Here is a 14,564-nt window from a genome sequence, read left to right on the forward strand (position 1 = left end):
CTCAGATGCTGAACATCATGGCCGTGAGCACGAAGTCGAGTGCGAGCACCGACAGCGAGCCGACGACAACGGTGCGGGTGGTCGCCCGCGACACGCCCTCGGGCGTGGGATGCGCCTCGAATCCCTCGAGCAGCGCGATGAAGGTGACGGTGATGCCGAACACGACGCTCTTGATGACGCCGTTGCCGACGTCGCGCCAGACGTCGACGCCGCCCTGCATCTGGCTCCAGAAGGCGCCCTGGTCGACCCCGATCAGGAGCACACCCACGACGTAGCCGCCGATGATGCCGACCGCGCTGAACACCGCTGCCAGCAGCGGCAGGGCGACGATGCCGCCCCAGAAGCGGGGCGCGAGGATGCGCCGCACCGGGTCGACCGCCATCATTTCCATCGCGGACAGCTGTTCGCCGGCCTTCATCAGGCCGATCTCGGCCGTGAGCGAGGTCCCCGCGCGCCCGGCGAACAGCAGCGCCGTGACCACCGGCCCCAGTTCGCGCACCAGCGACAGGGCCACCAGCAGGCCCAGTGCCTCGGACGAGCCGTAGCGCTGCAACGTGTAGTAGCCCTGCAGCCCGAGCACGAAGCCGACGAACAGGCCCGACACCGTGATGATGGCCAGCGAGTAGTTGCCCAGGAAGTGGATCTGGTCGCGCACCAGGCCGAAACGGCGCAGCGCCGGCCCCGACAGGCCCAGCAGCCGCACGAACAGGCGGGCCCCCTGGCCCAGGTTGGCCAGGGCGGTGCGGGTCGCGAACCCGACGTCGGCAGGTTTCCACCAGCTCATCCGCCCAGGCCTCCCCCGAAATCCTGTGCCACGGTGGGCCCCGGGTAGTGGAACCGCACCGGCCCCTCGGGGCGGGCGTGGACGAACTGCGACACCAGCGGGTCGTCCGAGGCGCGCACCTGCTCGGGCGTGCCCTGGGCGGCGATGCGGCCGTTGGCCAGCACGATCACCTGGTCGGCGATGCGGAAGGTCTCCTCCAGGTCATGCGAGACCACGACGCTGGTGATGCCGAGGGTGTCGTTCAGGCGGCGGATGAGCTGCGCGGCCGTGCCGAGCGAGATCGGGTCGAGGCCGGCGAAGGGCTCGTCGTACATGACCAGTTCCGGGTCGAGGGCGATGGCGCGGGCCAGCGCCACGCGGCGCGCCATGCCGCCGGAGACTTCGCTGGGCATGAGGTCACGGGCGCCGCGCAGCCCCACCGCGTTGAGCTTCATCAGCACGATGTCCCGCACCAGGGCCTCGGGCAGCTCGGTGTGCTCGCGCAGCGGGAACGCGACGTTGTCGAACACCGACATGTCCGTGAACAAGGCCCCGAACTGGAACAGCATGCCCATGCGCCGGCGGATGGCGTAGAGGCCGGCGGCGTCCAGCGTCCCGACCTCCTGGCCGTCGAACGTGAGGCTGCCCTGCTGGGCCCGCACCTGGCCGCCGATCAGGCGCAGGACGGTGGTCTTGCCACCGCCGGAGGCACCCATCAGCGCCGTGACCTTGCCGCGCGGCACCGAGAAGCTCACCCCGTCCAGGATGCGGCGCGCGCCGTAGCCGAAGCTGAGCTCGCGGCAGACGACCAGGGCGCTATCGTGGGGTTCGGGCATGCGGAACGAAAAGGCCGGGGCGTGCCCGGCCTGGCAATTCGGAACCGCCAATGATACGACCACCCTCCTCCCACTGCCGGGCTGGGGGTTCGCTCATCCGTCTGGAAGAACCGTCAGCCAAGGCCTGGCGGACCCCGTCGGCGGCCGCAAGAGCCATGCCCGGCGGCCCCTGGGTGCCTGCGGCTGGATCCGATCCGCCTCAGCGCGGAAGGTCGCTGAACCCCATCAGGAATTCGTCGACCGCGCGGGCGGCCTGCCGGCCTTCGCGGATCGCCCACACCACCAGCGACTGGCCGCGGCGGATGTCGCCGGCGGCGAACACCTTGGGCACGTTGGTGGCGTAGCCGCCGATGAACTCGGTGCTGGCCTTGGCATTGCCGCGCGCGTCCTTGTCGACGCCGAACGCCTCGAGCACGCTGCCGACCGGGCTGACGAAGCCCATGGCCAGCAGCACCAGGTCGGCCTTGAGCATCTGCTCGCTGCCGGCCACCTCGACCATCTTGCCGTCCTTCCACTCAACCCGGACGGTCTTCAGGCCGGTGACCTTGCCCTTCTCGCCGATGAATTCCTTGGTGGCGATGGCGAACTCGCGCTCGCAGCCTTCCTCGTGCGAGGAGCTGGTGCGCATCTTGTACGGCCAGTACGGCCAGGTCAGCTCCTTGTTCTCCTCCTCGGGCGGCTGGGGCATCAGCTCGAACTGCACGACGCTCGCGGCGCCGTGGCGGTTGCTGGTGCCCACGCAGTCGCTGCCGGTGTCGCCGCCGCCGATCACGATCACGTGCTTGCCGTCGGCGCGGATCTGGCCCTTGACCTTGTCGCCGGCGTTCACCTTGTTCTGCTGGGGCAGGAATTCCATCGCGAAATGGATGCCGTCGAGGTCGCGGCCGGGCACCGGCAGGTCGCGCGACTGTTCGGCGCCGCCGGTCAGGACGACGGCGTCGAAGTCCTGCTTGAGCTGCTCGGCCGAAACCGTTTCCCTGGCCCAGTTGGTGACCTTGGAGCCCTTGGGCAGGTCCGCGACCATCACGCCGGTGCGGAAGGTGACGCCCTCGGCCTTCATCTGCTCGACCCGGCGGTCGATGTGCGACTTCTCCATCTTGAAGTCGGGGATGCCGTAGCGCAGCAGGCCGCCGATGCGGTCGTTCTTCTCGAACAGCGTCACGTCATGGCCGGCGCGCGCCAGCTGCTGGGCGGCGGCCATGCCGGCCGGCCCCGAGCCCACCACCGCGACCTTCTTGCCGGTCCTGATCTTGGCCGCGCGCGGGCGGACCCAGCCGTTGTCCCAGGCGCGGTCGATGATCGCGTGCTCGAGCGACTTGATGCCGACCGGATCGTCGTTGACGTTCAGCGTGCAGGCCGCCTCGCACGGTGCCGGGCAGATGCGGCCGGTGAACTCGGGGAAGTTGTTGGTCGAGTCCAGCACGACCCACGCGTTCTCCCAGTCCTGGCGGTACACCAGGTCGTTGAAGTCCGGAATGATGTTGTTGACCGGGCAGCCGCTGTTGCAGAACGGCGTGCCGCAGTCCATGCAGCGCGCACCCTGCACCTTGGCCTGCTGGTCGTCCAGCCCGATGACGAATTCCTTGTAGTGCTTCACGCGCTCGGGCACGGGCTTGTAGCCCTCCTCGACGCGCTCGTACTCCATGAAGCCGGTGACTTTTCCCATGTCCTGTTCCTCGTCGTCTCGCGCTTACTTCGCCGCCACCGGCTCGTGCTTCATCGCCACGTGGGCGTTGTTGCCGGTGCTGGCCTCCTCCACCTCGCGCTCGTGCATCTCGGCCAGCGCCCGCTTGTACTCGTTGGGGAACACCTTGACGAACTTCTGGCGCGCGCTCGCCCAGGTGTCCAGCAGTTCGCGGGCGCGGCGGCTGCCGGTCCAGCGGTTGTGCTCCTCCAGCAGCCGGCGCAGCAGGGCCTCGTCGGTCTCGCCGCCGTGCAGCTTGGTGCCGCCGATGGCCTTCTGCTCGGTGGCGCTGCCGACGGCGTCGAGCGACACCATCGCCGTGTTGCAGCGGCTGGCGAACTGGCCGTCCTCGTCGTAGACGTAGGCGATGCCGCCGGACATGCCGGCCGCGAAGTTGCGCCCCGTCTTGCCCAGCACCACCACCGTGCCGCCGGTCATGTACTCGCAGCCGTGGTCGCCGGTGCCCTCCACCACCGCGGTGGCACCCGACAGGCGCACCGCGAAGCGCTCGCCCGCCACGCCGGCGAAGAAGGCCTCGCCGGTGGTGGCGCCGTATAGCGCGGTGTTGCCGATGATGATGTTGCGCGTGGCCTCGCCGCGGAAGTCGATGCTGGGGCGCACCACGATGCGGCCGCCCGACAGGCCCTTGCCGGTGTAGTCGTTGGCGTCGCCGATCAGGTACAGCGTGATGCCCTTGGCCAGGAAGGCGCCGAACGACTGGCCGCCGGTGCCTTCCAGCTGGATGCGGATGGTGTCGTCGGGCAGGCCCTCAGGGTGGGCCTTGGTCAGCGCGCCGGACAGCATGGCCCCGACCGTGCGGTTGACGTTGCGCGCCACCTCGATGAACTGCACCTTCTCGCCGCGCTCGATGGCCGGCCGGCTGCGCTCGATCAGCACCTTGTCCAGGCTCTTGTCCAGGCCGTGGTCCTGCTCCTCGACGTGGAAGCGCGGCACCTCGGCCGGCACGTTCGGCTGCGCCAGCAGGCGGCTGAAGTCGAGACCGCGCGCCTTCCAGTGCTCGATGCCCTTCTTCATGTCCAGCAGGTCGCTGCGGCCGATCAGGTCGTCGAACTTGCGGATGCCCAGCTGCGCCATGATCTGGCGCACTTCCTCGGCGACGTGGAAGAAGTAGTTGACGACGTGCTCGGGCTTGCCGGCGAACTTCTTGCGCAGCACCGGGTCCTGGGTGGCCACCCCGACCGGGCAGGTGTTCAGGTGGCACTTGCGCATCATGATGCAGCCCTCGACCACCAGCGGCGCGGTGGCGAAGCCGAATTCGTCGGCGCCCAGCAGCGCGCCGATGGCGACGTCGCGGCCGGTCTTCATCTGGCCGTCGGCCTGCACCCGGATGCGGCTGCGCAGGCGGTTGAGCACCAGCGTCTGCTGGGTCTCGGCCAGGCCGATCTCCCAGGGCGAGCCGGCGTGCTTGATCGACGACCACGGCGAGGCGCCGGTGCCGCCGTCATGGCCGGCGATGACCACGTGGTCCGACTTGCATTTGGCCACGCCGGCGGCGATGGTGCCCACGCCGACCTCGGACACCAGCTTGACGCTGATGGAGGCATGCGGCGCCACGTTCTTCAGGTCGTGGATCAGCTGCGCCAGGTCCTCGATCGAGTAGATGTCGTGGTGCGGCGGCGGCGAGATCAGGCCCACGCCGGGCACGGAGTAGCGCAGCTTGCCGATGTACTTGGAGACCTTGCCGCCCGGCAGCTGGCCGCCCTCGCCCGGCTTGGCGCCCTGCGCCATCTTGATCTGGATCTGGTCGGCCGAGGACAGGTATTCCGCCGTCACGCCGAAGCGGCCGGACGCCACCTGCTTGATGCGCGAACGCAGCGAATCGCCGTCCTGCAGCGGGATGTCGACCTCGACCACGTCCTGGCCGATGATCTGGGCCATCGTCTGGCCGGTCTTGATCGGGATGCCCTTGAGCTCCTGGCGGTAGCGCGCCGGGTCCTCGCCGCCCTCGCCGGTGTTGCTCTTGCCGCCGATGCGGTTCATGGCGATGGCCAGCGTGGCGTGCGCCTCGGTCGAGATGGAGCCGAGCGACATGGCGCCGGTGGCGAAGCGCTTGACGATGTCCCTGGCCGGCTCGACCTCGTCGACCGGGATCGCCTTGGCCGGGTCGACCCTGAACTCGAACAGGCCGCGCAGCGTCATGTGGCGGCGGCTCTGGTCGTTGATCAGCTGCGCGTACTCCTTGTACGTGCTCCAGTTGTTGGCGCGCGCGCTGTGCTGCAGCTTGGCGATGGCGTCGGGCGTCCACATGTGCTCCTCGCCGCGGGTGCGCCAGGCGTACTCGCCGCCGGCGTCCAGCATGGTGGAGAGCACGGGATCGTCGCTGAAGGCGGCGCGGTGCATGCGGATCGCCTCCTCGGCGATCTCGAACACGCCGATGCCCTCGACGCGGCTGGCGGTGCCGGTGAAGTACTTCTCGACCGTGTCGCTGTTCAGGCCGATGGCCTCGAACAGCTGGGCGCCGCAATACGACATGTACGTCGACACGCCCATCTTGGACATGATCTTGGACAGACCCTTGCCGATCGCCTTGGAGTAGTTGTAGATCGCCTTTTCGGCCGACAGATCGCCCGGCAGGTCGCGGTGGATCTCCAGCAGCGTCTCCATGGCCAGGTAGGGATGCACGGCTTCCGCGCCGTAGCCGGCCAGCACGCCGAAGTGGTGCACCTCGCGCGCCGAGCCGGTCTCCACCACCAGGCCGGCGGTGGTGCGCAGGCCCTCCCGCACCAGGTGCTGGTGGATCGACGACAGCGCCAGCAGTGCCGGGATGGCCAACTGGGTGGGGCTGACGGCGCGGTCGCTGATGATCAGGATGTTCTTGCCGCCGCGGATGGCATCCACTGCCTCGGCATTCAGCGAGGCGAGCTTGGCCTCCACGCCCTCGTGGCCCCAGGCCAGCGGGTAGGTGATGTCCAGCGTGTAGCTGCGGAACTTGCCCTGGGTGTGCTTCTCGATGCTGCGCAGCTTCGCCATGTCGGCGAAGTCGAGGATGGGCTGGCTCACCTCCAGCCGCATCGGCGGGTTGACCTGGTTGATGTCGAGCAGGTTGGGCTTGGGGCCGATGAACGACACCAGCGACATCACGATCGCCTCGCGGATCGGGTCGATCGGCGGGTTGGTGACCTGGGCGAACAGCTGCTTGAAGTAGTTGTAGAGCGGCTTGTTCTTGTTCGACAGCACGGCCAGCGGGCTGTCGTTGCCCATCGAGCCGATGCCCTCCTCGCCGGCCTGCGCCATCGGCGACATCAGGAACTTGATGTCCTCCTGGGTGTAGCCGAAGGCCTGCTGGCGGTCCAGCAGCTCGACCTCGCTGGCCGGCGCGTCACCGGCGTTGTCCGACAGGTCGTCCAGCTTGATGCGCAGGTTCTCGATCCACTGCTTGTACGGCTTGCTGTTGGCGAGGCTGGCCTTGAGCTCCTCGTCGTCGATCATCCGGCCCTGCTCGAGGTCGATGAGGAACATGCGGCCCGGCTGCAGGCGCCACTTGCGCACGATCCTGTTCTCGGGCACCGGCAGCACGCCCGACTCGGAGGCCATGATCACCAGGTCGTCGTCGGTGACGCAGTAGCGCGACGGACGCAGGCCGTTGCGGTCCAGCGTGGCACCGATCTGGCGGCCGTCGGTGAACACGATGGAGGCCGGGCCGTCCCACGGCTCCAGCATGGCCGCGTGGTACTCGTAGAAGGCCTTGCGGCGCTCGTCCATCAGCGTGTGCTGCTCCCAGGGCTCCGGGATCATCATCATCACGGCCTGCGACAGCGGGTAGCCGGCCATGGTGAGCAGCTCGAGGCAGTTGTCGAAGGTGGCGGTGTCGGACTGGTTGGCGAAGCTGATCGGGTACAGCTTGTGCAGGTCGGCCGCGAGCACCGGGGAGGACATGACGCCCTCGCGCGCGCGCATCCAGTTGTAGTTGCCCTTGACCGTGTTGATCTCGCCGTTGTGGGCGACGTAGCGGTACGGGTGGGCCAGCGGCCACTCGGGGAAGGTGTTGGTCGAGAAGCGCTGGTGCACCAGGGCCAGGGCCGAGACGCAGCGCGGATCCTTCAGGTCCAGGTAGTAGGTGCCGACCTGGTCGGCCAGCAGCAGGCCCTTGTAGACCACCGTGCGGCTGGACATCGAGGGCACGTAGTACTCCTTCGAGTGCTTCAGCCGCAGCCGCTGGATCGCCGCGCTGGCGGTCTTGCGGATGACGTACAGCTTGCGCTCGAGGGCGTCCTGCACGATCACGTCGGTGCCGCGGCCGATGAAGACCTGGCGCAGGATCGGCTCCTTCAGGCGCACCGCCGGCGACATCGGCATCTCGCGGTCGACCGGGACGTCGCGCCAGCCCAGGAACACCTGGCCCTCGGCCTTGATGGCGCGCTCCAGCTCCTGCTCGCAGGCCAGGCGGGATGCGTGCTCCTTGGGCAGGAACACCATGCCGACGCCGTACTCGCCGGGCGGCGGCAGCTCGACGCCCTGCTTGCCCATCTCCTCGCGGTACAGGGCGTCGGGCAGCTGCAGCAGGATGCCGGCGCCGTCGCCCATCAGCTTGTCGGCACCGACGGCGCCCCGGTGGTCGAGGTTCTCGAGGATCTTCAGGCCCTGCGTGACGATGGCATGGCTCTTGGCGCCCTTGATGTGCGCAACGAAGCCGACACCGCAGGCATCGTGCTCATGGGCCGCTGAATACAGGCCGTGTTCTTGCAGGTGTTTGATTTCGGCCGCCGTCGTCATGGCACGCTCCAGAAGGGGGAATCAGGGTTTGCGAGCATAGTGCAGCGCAGCATCCGTGCCAAGCAGAAATAATCGGGGTCAGACTCCTAAAAATGGCATCGCTTTCACTCCACCTCATAATTAAGGGACAGATCAAATACCCTTGGGTCGACCCGGCTTGCGCGGTGTCGGCCGGCGCGGCGCCTCGCGCTCCAGGGTCTTCAGGAAGCCGGCGTCCCCCACGGCCCAGCCCCGCAACGTCGCGTCGGTGAGTAGCTGCTCCACCTCCTTGGCCACGCCCGCCGCCACCAGCTCGGTATAGGCCTGCTCGCGGGCAAACGGGGTGTTGCCCAGGGACCAGAACAGCGGGTGCGGCGTGACCAGCCGGTCCTGCGTGCGGCCGGCATAGTGCCGATGGCTCGACCAGGCGTAGTCGGCCGGCGCGGCGACCAGCCCGGCACGCACCGGATTGAGGTCCAGGTAGGCCATGCAGGCCAGCAGGTAGGCATCGGCCTGCACCAGGGTCGAGCGATACCGCCCCTCCCAGAGGGTGCCGGTGCGCTGCGTGCGCTGATTGAAGTACCGCACGTAGCTGCGCCCGACCGCCTGCATCATCGCCGCCAGCCCGCGCCCGCCTTCCGGCGTGGCCAGCAGGTGGAAATGGTTGTCCATCAGCACGTAGGCATGGACGGCGACGTCGTGTTCGCGGCTGGCGGACAGGAACAGGTCGAGCAACAGGCGCCGGTCGTCATCGTCGGCCACGATGGGCTGGCGGTTGTTGCCGCGCTGGATGACGTGGTGCGGGTAGCCGGGCAGCGTGAGGCGGGGAAGGCGGGCCATGAATGGAAAAAAGCGGACCTGACCCCGATTATTCTGCTGACGCGAAGGCGAGGCCAGCGCCGACAGCGCCTGCAGGTACACGGCCAAAAATGCAGTGTTCAGCAAGCAGTTCCCCCGGAGCAGTCATGCCCTTCGCCGTCTACATGGTCGGGTTCCTGGTGGTGATGGCGTGCGTGGTGTTCGCCGCCGTCGTCATCGGCGTCCCGCAGCAGTACCTCGCCATCGGCTTGGCGGTGCTGGTGGCGGTGGCCGCCGTCTTGCTGGTCAGCCGCATCCGCGCCCGCACGCCCTCCCGGCGCCCCTAAGCGTCGGCCGGCAATCCCGGGTAGCGCACCGGCTCCAGCGACTCCAGGCCGAATTCCGCCAGCAAGGCGCGCAGCCGCTGGGCTGCGCTGCGCTTGCGCTGCCCGGTGCGCCGGGCCAGGATCAGCTCGTTCTTCAGGCTGTGCTCCCAGCCCACCAGTTCGGTCACCGTGACTTGGTAGCCGTTCGCCTCGAGGTAGAGGCAGCGCAGCACGTTGGTCAGCTGGCTGCCCAGTTCGCGCGTGTGCAGGGGGTGGCGCCAGAGCTCGGCCAGCGGCGTGCGCGCCAGCGACAAGGCCTTGGTCTGGCGCAAGGTGGCGGCAACTTCGGCCTGGCAGCACGGCACCAGCACAAGGGCGCGCGCCTGCTTGCGCAAGGCGAACGCGATGGCGTCGTCGGTGGCGGTGTCGCAGGCGTGCAGCGCCGTCACCAGGTCGATGGCGGCCGGCAGTTGCTGCGCGTCGGCCGCATCGGCGGCGCTGATCGCCAGGAACTGCATGCGCTCGAAACCCAGCCGCTGCGCCAGCGCGCGGGAGCGCTCGACCAGCTCGGCCCGGGTCTCGATGCCGTAGACGGTCCCACGGCCCAGCGCCTTGAGCGTCAGGTCGTACAGGATGAAGCCGAGGTACGACTTGCCGGCGCCGTGGTCGGCCACGGTCGGTCCCTCGTCGCTCGGGGGCAGCTCGCGCAGCAGGTCGTCGATGAACTGGTGCAGGTGGTAGACCTGCTTGAGCTTGCGGCGCGAGTCCTGGTTGAGCTTGCCGTCACGGGTGAGGATGTGCAGCTCCTTCAGGAGCTCCACCGACTGCCCGGGCCGCAGGTCCGGTTCGCGCACGCCGCTCATGCCGGGCCCACCCCCAGGGCTGCCCAGCCATCGGCGCCGAGGTCGCGCAGCTTCGCCACGTTGGCGCCGAAGATCGCCTCCGCCTCCGGGAAGGCGGCCACGGCCCGGTCGATGCTGGCCTCGCGCAGCAGGTGCAACGTCGGATAGGGCGCCCGGTTGCTGGCATTGGCCGGGTCGGCGGGATCGGCGCCGCCGAACACGTAGGCCGGATGGAAGCTCGCCAGCTGCACGACGCCGTCGAGGCCGCGCCGGCTGACCAGCCGCTCGCCCGCACGCACCAGGTCCAGGAACAGCAGGAACTCGTCGAACCCCTGCGGCACTACCAGCAGCGTCGTGTCGCGCTGCTCCGCGTCCTGCGCCAGCAGCTCGGTCAGCTCGGCATCGAGGGCCTCCAGCACGTCGCCGAACGCACTGGCGCTGCAGACGGCGACGTGGACCTGGCCCTTGACGTGGACCGCCTTGGCGAACGGGCACAGGTTGAGCCCGATCACGGCGCGCTCGAGCCAGCGATGCATCGCACCGGTGACCTGCTCGGGCGTCGTGGCGGGGACCGTCATGGGGAGCGGCATTCTAGTGGCCGCGCAGGGGCGGCAAGCGCGATGCCACGGCCGCCAGCGCGAGCCCGGCGAGGGCACAGCCGCCGGTGACCAGCCAGCTCGACTCCCAGCCGCCGGCCCGCGAGGCCACCCAGGCCACCAGCGGCGGTCCGGCGAACTGGCCGATCGCCGACCACTGTTGCATCCAGCCGACCGTGGTCGACACGGTTCGCTCGCCCGGCGCCAGGCGCACTGCCAGCGAGAACAGCGTGCCGGGAATGACGCCGCCGATGCCCGACAGGGCCAGCACGCCGGCATAGCGCAGCAGCGCGCCGGCTGCGCCCTCGCCTGCCAGCGGCGAAAAGGCCAGCACGCCGCCCACTCCCATGGAGAAGAATCCCAGCGCCAGCAGGCGTGGCGCCCGCACGCCGCGTTGCAGCAGCCGGCCGGAGGCCAGGTTGCCGACGATGTTGACGGCGGCCGCGCCAGCCGTCGCCAGCGCCGTCCATCCCGGCGCCAGCCCGGCATCGCGGTAGATCGACGGCAGGAAGCCGATGACGGCCAGCCACTGCGCCGAATAGGCGCCGAACGCCAGCGCCACCAGCCAGGGGCCGGGCGCCCCCAGGGTCTGGGCGACCCGCGTTCCGACGTCGGCCGCTGCACCGGCGTGGCGATCGGGCGGCAACGCGCGTCCCAGCCAGACCGCCATCACGAGCGAGAAGGCGCCGAGCAACCACCACCAGGCCGGCCAGCCCGCCCACGCGATCCAGGCCGGGCCGACCAGCAGCGCGAGCGCCGTCGCGACCGGCATGAAGGTGCTCCAGAGGCCGAGCATCGGACTCAGGCGCTCGGCCGGCACCAGCCGGCGGATCAGGGCCGGCGCGGGCAGCGAGCCGAGCAGGAAGCCGAGCCCTTCCACCGCGCGCAGCACCAGCAGGGGTGCCGGCGCAGTCACCCAGCCGCCGGCGATGCTGGCGGCGGCGGTGAGCAGCAGGCCCGCGACCATGGTGCGCTTGGCACCGATGCTGTCCGCCGCGAGTCCGACCACCAATCCCAATGTCATGCCGGCCAGTTGCACCAGCGAGAGCAGGAAGCCGGCCTGCACCAGGCTCAGGCCCAGTGCCTCGCGCAGCACCGGCAGCGCGGGCGGGAGCTTGCCCACGTGCAGGGCCGCCGCCACCCCGGCCAGCAGCACCAGCCAGGCGGAGGACCGTTGGACGCTCAAGGCAACAGGCGGCGGCCGGTCAGCCGCTCGTGTTCACGGGCAGCGAAGCGGTCGGTCATGCCCGCGATGTAGTCGGCGATGCTGCGCTCGCGGTTGGCCTTGCCGGCGAACGCGGGCGGCATCTGCGCCGGGTCGGCGGCGTAGGCCGCGAACAGCTCGCGCACCACCTGCTTGGCCTGCCCCGTCATCTCCATCACCTGGGGATGGCGGTACAGGTTGCGCAGCAGGAACTGCTTGAGCTCGGCCGACTGGTCCCGCATGGGCCCGCTGAACTGCACCAGCGGCGGCTGCCGCCGCGCGGCATCGGCACTGTCGACACCGGCGGCCTGCAGGGCCGTTCGGGTGGCGTCGATGACGTCGTAGACCTGGGCCGACAGCATGCGGCGGATCGCCTCGTACAACAGGCGGCGGCCCTCCAGCTGCGGGTGCTCGGCCAGCGTCTCGTCGCGGTGGCGCGCGAACAGCGCCACCGCGTCGAGCTGCTCCATGGCCAGCAGCCCGGAGCGCACGCCGTCGTCGATGTCGTGCGCGTTGTAGGCGATCTCGTCGGCCAGGTTGCACAGCTGCGCCTCGAGGGCGGGCTGGGTGCGGTCGAGGAAGCGGCGCCCGACGCCGTCCGGCTCGGCGGCCTCGAGCCGTTGCGCATTGGCGCGCGAGCAGTGCTTGAGGATGCCCTCGCGGGTCTCGAAGCTGAGATTCAGGCCGTCGAAGAGCGGATAGCGCTCCTCCAGTTCGTCGACCACGCGCAGGCTCTGCAGGTTGTGCTCGAAGCCGCCGAACGGCCCCATGCAGTCGTTCAGCGCGTCCTGGCCGGCGTGCCCGAACGGCGTGTGGCCCAGGTCGTGGGCGAGCGCGACGGCCTCGACCAGGTCCTCGTCCAGCCCCAGCGGGCGGGCGATCGAGCGCCCCAGTTGCGCGACCTCCAGCGAGTGCGTCATCCGCGTGCGGAACAGGTCGCCCTCGTGGTTGAGGAACACCTGCGTCTTGTAGACCAGCCGGCGGAAGGCGGTGGAATGCACGATGCGGTCGCGATCGCGCTGGTATTCGGTGCGGGTCGGTGCCGGCGGCTCCGGATGGCGCCGTCCGCGCGAGCGCGCCGGGTCGCTGGCGTAGGAAGCGAGGCTCATCGGGTTGCCGGCGCGGGCGCCCCGCCGCTCAGGCGGTGCAGTGCGCGATGACGTCGCGGACCATGGCCTCGGGCGCCGGCCGCACCGCGGCCCGCCCGGGCGCGTCGATGACGATGAAGCGGATGTCGCCCGCCTCGGCCTTCTTGTCCAGGCGCATCATGGCCAGGTAGCGGTCGGCGCCGAACGCCGGGCCGCGCACCGGCAGCCCCGCCGCCTGCACCAGGCGCGTCAGGCGCGCGACGAAGGCGTCGTCGACCAGCCCGAGCCGTTGCGACAGGTGGGCCGCCATCACCATGCCGCAACCGACGGCCTCGCCGTGCAGCCACTCGCCGTAGCCCAGGCCGGCCTCGATGGCATGGCCGAAGGTGTGGCCGAAGTTGAGGATCGCCCGCAGGCCGGACTCGCGCTCGTCCTGGCCCACGACCCAGGCCTTGATCTCGCAGCTGCGCTGTACGGCCCGCGCCAGGGCGGCCGGCTCGCGCCGCAGCAGCTGGTCGAGGTCGGCCTCGATCCAGTCGAGGAACGGCATGTCGGCGATGGGGCCGTACTTGATCACTTCCGCCAGGCCGGCGCTGAACTCCCGCGGCGGCAGGGTCTTCAGGGTGTCCAGGTCGCAGACCACGCGGGCCGGCTGGTAGAACGCACCCACCATGTTCTTGCCCAGCGGGTGGTTGATGCCGGTCTTGCCACCGACCGAGGAATCGACCTGCGCCAGCAGCGTGGTGGGCACCTGCACGAACGGCACGCCGCGCATGTAGCTCGCGGCGGCGAAGCCGGTCATGTCGCCGACGACGCCGCCGCCGAGGGCGAACAGCACCGTCTTGCGGTCGCAGCCGTGCGACAGCAGGGCATCGAAGATGCGGTTCAGGGTCTGCCAGTCCTTGTGCGCCTCGCCATCGGGCAGCACCACGGTGTGCACGGCGCGGTAGTGCGGCGCCAGCGCCTTCTGCAGGCCGGCCAGGTAGAGCGGCGCCACGGTGTCGTTGGTCACCACCAGCGCCGCGGCCGCCTTCGGCAGGCCCGACCAGGTCGATGCCGCGCCGAGCAGTCCGGTGCCGATGACGATGGGGTAGCTGCGATCCCCGAGCGCGATCGGGACCTGGTGAAGCGTGGCAGGCGGCATAAGCCCGCCAGTGTAAGGCGCGGGTTCAGCGCAGCGGCAGCAGGCCGGCGAGGTCCAGTTGCATGACGACCATGTTCACCAGCGTCGGCACCGACGGCCGTCCGGTCTCGATGACGAACTCGGCGACCTCACGGTACAGCGGATCGCGTTCGGCGAACAGGCTGCGCAGGCGCCCCTGGGGATCGGTCACCTGCAGCAGGGGACGCTGGGTGTCGTGGCGCAGGCGGCGCCACAGTTCCTCGGGGCTGGAATGCAGGTAGACCACCCGCGGACCGCCGCGCAGCAGCAGCCGGTTGGCCTCGCGCAGCACGGCGCCGCCGCCGGTGGCGATGACGGCCGGTTCGGTTGCGGCCACCAGTTCCGCCAGCACCTCGTGCTCGAGGTCGCGGAAGCGCGCCTCGCCCTCGCGCTCGAAGAACTCGCGGATGGAGCAGCCCAGGCGCTGCTCGAGCCGGTGGTCGGAATCGTGGAAGGGAACCGCGAGCCGCCGTGCGAGGCTGCGGCCCACCGTCGACTTGCCCGAACCGGGCAAGCCGACAAGGACGAGGCTGGGCACGGAACTGCGGCGGC

The 14,564-nt window shown here is 69.9% G+C and carries 12 protein-coding genes; 1 reads left to right on the forward strand and 11 read right to left on the reverse strand.

Annotated elements, in window-relative coordinates; all coding sequences use genetic code 11:
* Window position 1 precedes the first annotated feature (1 nt).
* The 5 genes from mlaE to GON04_RS23920 all read right to left on the reverse strand — a co-directional run bounded on the left by mlaE (window position 2) and on the right by GON04_RS23920 (window position 8,836).
* Complete coding sequence (gene mlaE, locus GON04_RS23900; RefSeq protein WP_157400456.1) at window positions 2-784, reverse strand: lipid asymmetry maintenance ABC transporter permease subunit MlaE; 783 nt, start codon at window positions 782-784, stop codon at window positions 2-4.
* Entirely contained in the window at window positions 781-1,599 is an 819-nt protein-coding gene (locus GON04_RS23905) for an ABC transporter ATP-binding protein (protein WP_157400457.1), read from the reverse strand. The genes mlaE and GON04_RS23905 overlap by 4 nt, the downstream gene beginning before the upstream one ends.
* 199 nt (window positions 1,600-1,798) lie before the next feature.
* Window positions 1,799-3,265 (reverse strand): glutamate synthase subunit beta, encoded by a 1,467-nt coding sequence (locus GON04_RS23910; RefSeq protein WP_157400458.1) that lies wholly within the window; start codon window positions 3,263-3,265, stop codon window positions 1,799-1,801.
* A 24-nt stretch (window positions 3,266-3,289) separates the two neighbouring features.
* Window positions 3,290-8,017: a glutamate synthase-related protein gene (locus GON04_RS23915; protein WP_157400459.1), complete on the reverse strand. Its 4,728-nt coding sequence runs from the start codon at window positions 8,015-8,017 to the stop codon at window positions 3,290-3,292.
* Window positions 8,018-8,149: 132 nt separating this feature from the next.
* Window positions 8,150-8,836, reverse strand: a complete 687-nt coding sequence (locus GON04_RS23920; RefSeq protein ID WP_157400460.1) for an REP-associated tyrosine transposase — start codon at window positions 8,834-8,836, stop codon at window positions 8,150-8,152.
* Window positions 8,837-8,961: 125 nt separating this feature from the next.
* Between GON04_RS23920 and GON04_RS23925 the strand changes: the two genes are divergently transcribed.
* Window positions 8,962-9,141 carry a hypothetical protein gene (locus tag GON04_RS23925; protein ID WP_157400461.1) on the forward strand — a complete coding sequence of 60 codons (180 nt, stop codon included), beginning with the start codon at window positions 8,962-8,964 and terminating at the stop codon, window positions 9,139-9,141.
* On the opposite strand, the gene GON04_RS23930 is transcribed toward GON04_RS23925, so the two are convergent.
* The 6 genes from GON04_RS23930 to GON04_RS23955 are packed head-to-tail and all read right to left on the reverse strand — an operon-like array spanning window position 9,138 to window position 14,550.
* On the reverse strand, window positions 9,138-9,983 hold the full coding sequence (locus GON04_RS23930; protein WP_157400462.1) for a class I SAM-dependent methyltransferase: 846 nt from the start codon (window positions 9,981-9,983) through the stop codon (window positions 9,138-9,140). The two genes, GON04_RS23925 and GON04_RS23930, sit on opposite strands and share 4 nt — an antisense overlap.
* Window positions 9,980-10,540 carry a DUF1415 domain-containing protein gene (locus GON04_RS23935; RefSeq protein WP_157400463.1) on the reverse strand — a complete coding sequence of 187 codons (561 nt, stop codon included), beginning with the start codon at window positions 10,538-10,540 and terminating at the stop codon, window positions 9,980-9,982. The genes GON04_RS23930 and GON04_RS23935 overlap by 4 nt, the downstream gene beginning before the upstream one ends.
* Before the next feature lie 13 nt (window positions 10,541-10,553).
* Window positions 10,554-11,744, reverse strand: coding sequence for an MFS transporter (locus GON04_RS23940; RefSeq protein ID WP_157400464.1), 1,191 nt, complete (start codon window positions 11,742-11,744; stop codon window positions 10,554-10,556).
* Window positions 11,741-12,871: a deoxyguanosinetriphosphate triphosphohydrolase gene (locus GON04_RS23945; RefSeq protein WP_157400465.1), complete on the reverse strand. Its 1,131-nt coding sequence runs from the start codon at window positions 12,869-12,871 to the stop codon at window positions 11,741-11,743. Before GON04_RS23945 ends, GON04_RS23940 begins: the two co-directional genes overlap by 4 nt.
* A 28-nt stretch (window positions 12,872-12,899) precedes the next feature.
* Window positions 12,900-13,994: a 3-dehydroquinate synthase gene (aroB, locus tag GON04_RS23950; protein WP_157400466.1), complete on the reverse strand. Its 1,095-nt coding sequence runs from the start codon at window positions 13,992-13,994 to the stop codon at window positions 12,900-12,902.
* Between the two features lie 25 nt (window positions 13,995-14,019).
* Window positions 14,020-14,550: a shikimate kinase gene (locus GON04_RS23955; protein ID WP_338051041.1), complete on the reverse strand. Its 531-nt coding sequence runs from the start codon at window positions 14,548-14,550 to the stop codon at window positions 14,020-14,022.
* Window positions 14,551-14,564 lie beyond the last annotated feature (14 nt).

It is taken from the genome of Ramlibacter pinisoli (assembly GCF_009758015.1).
Lineage (GTDB): Bacteria > Pseudomonadota > Gammaproteobacteria > Burkholderiales > Burkholderiaceae_C > Ramlibacter > Ramlibacter pinisoli.

Coding starts and splice junctions, on each gene's coding strand:
- mlaE (WP_157400456.1), bottom strand. CDS start 784: ATGAGCTGGTGGAAACCTGCCGACGTCGGGTTCGCGACCCGCACCGCC.
- GON04_RS23905 (WP_157400457.1), bottom strand. CDS start 1,599: ATGCCCGAACCCCACGATAGCGCCCTGGTCGTCTGCCGCGAGCTCAGC.
- GON04_RS23910 (WP_157400458.1), bottom strand. CDS start 3,265: ATGGGAAAAGTCACCGGCTTCATGGAGTACGAGCGCGTCGAGGAGGGC.
- GON04_RS23915 (WP_157400459.1), bottom strand. CDS start 8,017: ATGACGACGGCGGCCGAAATCAAACACCTGCAAGAACACGGCCTGTAT.
- GON04_RS23920 (WP_157400460.1), bottom strand. CDS start 8,836: ATGGCCCGCCTTCCCCGCCTCACGCTGCCCGGCTACCCGCACCACGTC.
- GON04_RS23925 (WP_157400461.1), top strand. CDS start 8,962: ATGCCCTTCGCCGTCTACATGGTCGGGTTCCTGGTGGTGATGGCGTGC.
- GON04_RS23930 (WP_157400462.1), bottom strand. CDS start 9,983: ATGAGCGGCGTGCGCGAACCGGACCTGCGGCCCGGGCAGTCGGTGGAG.
- GON04_RS23935 (WP_157400463.1), bottom strand. CDS start 10,540: ATGACGGTCCCCGCCACGACGCCCGAGCAGGTCACCGGTGCGATGCAT.
- GON04_RS23945 (WP_157400465.1), bottom strand. CDS start 12,871: ATGAGCCTCGCTTCCTACGCCAGCGACCCGGCGCGCTCGCGCGGACGG.
- aroB (WP_157400466.1), bottom strand. CDS start 13,994: ATGCCGCCTGCCACGCTTCACCAGGTCCCGATCGCGCTCGGGGATCGC.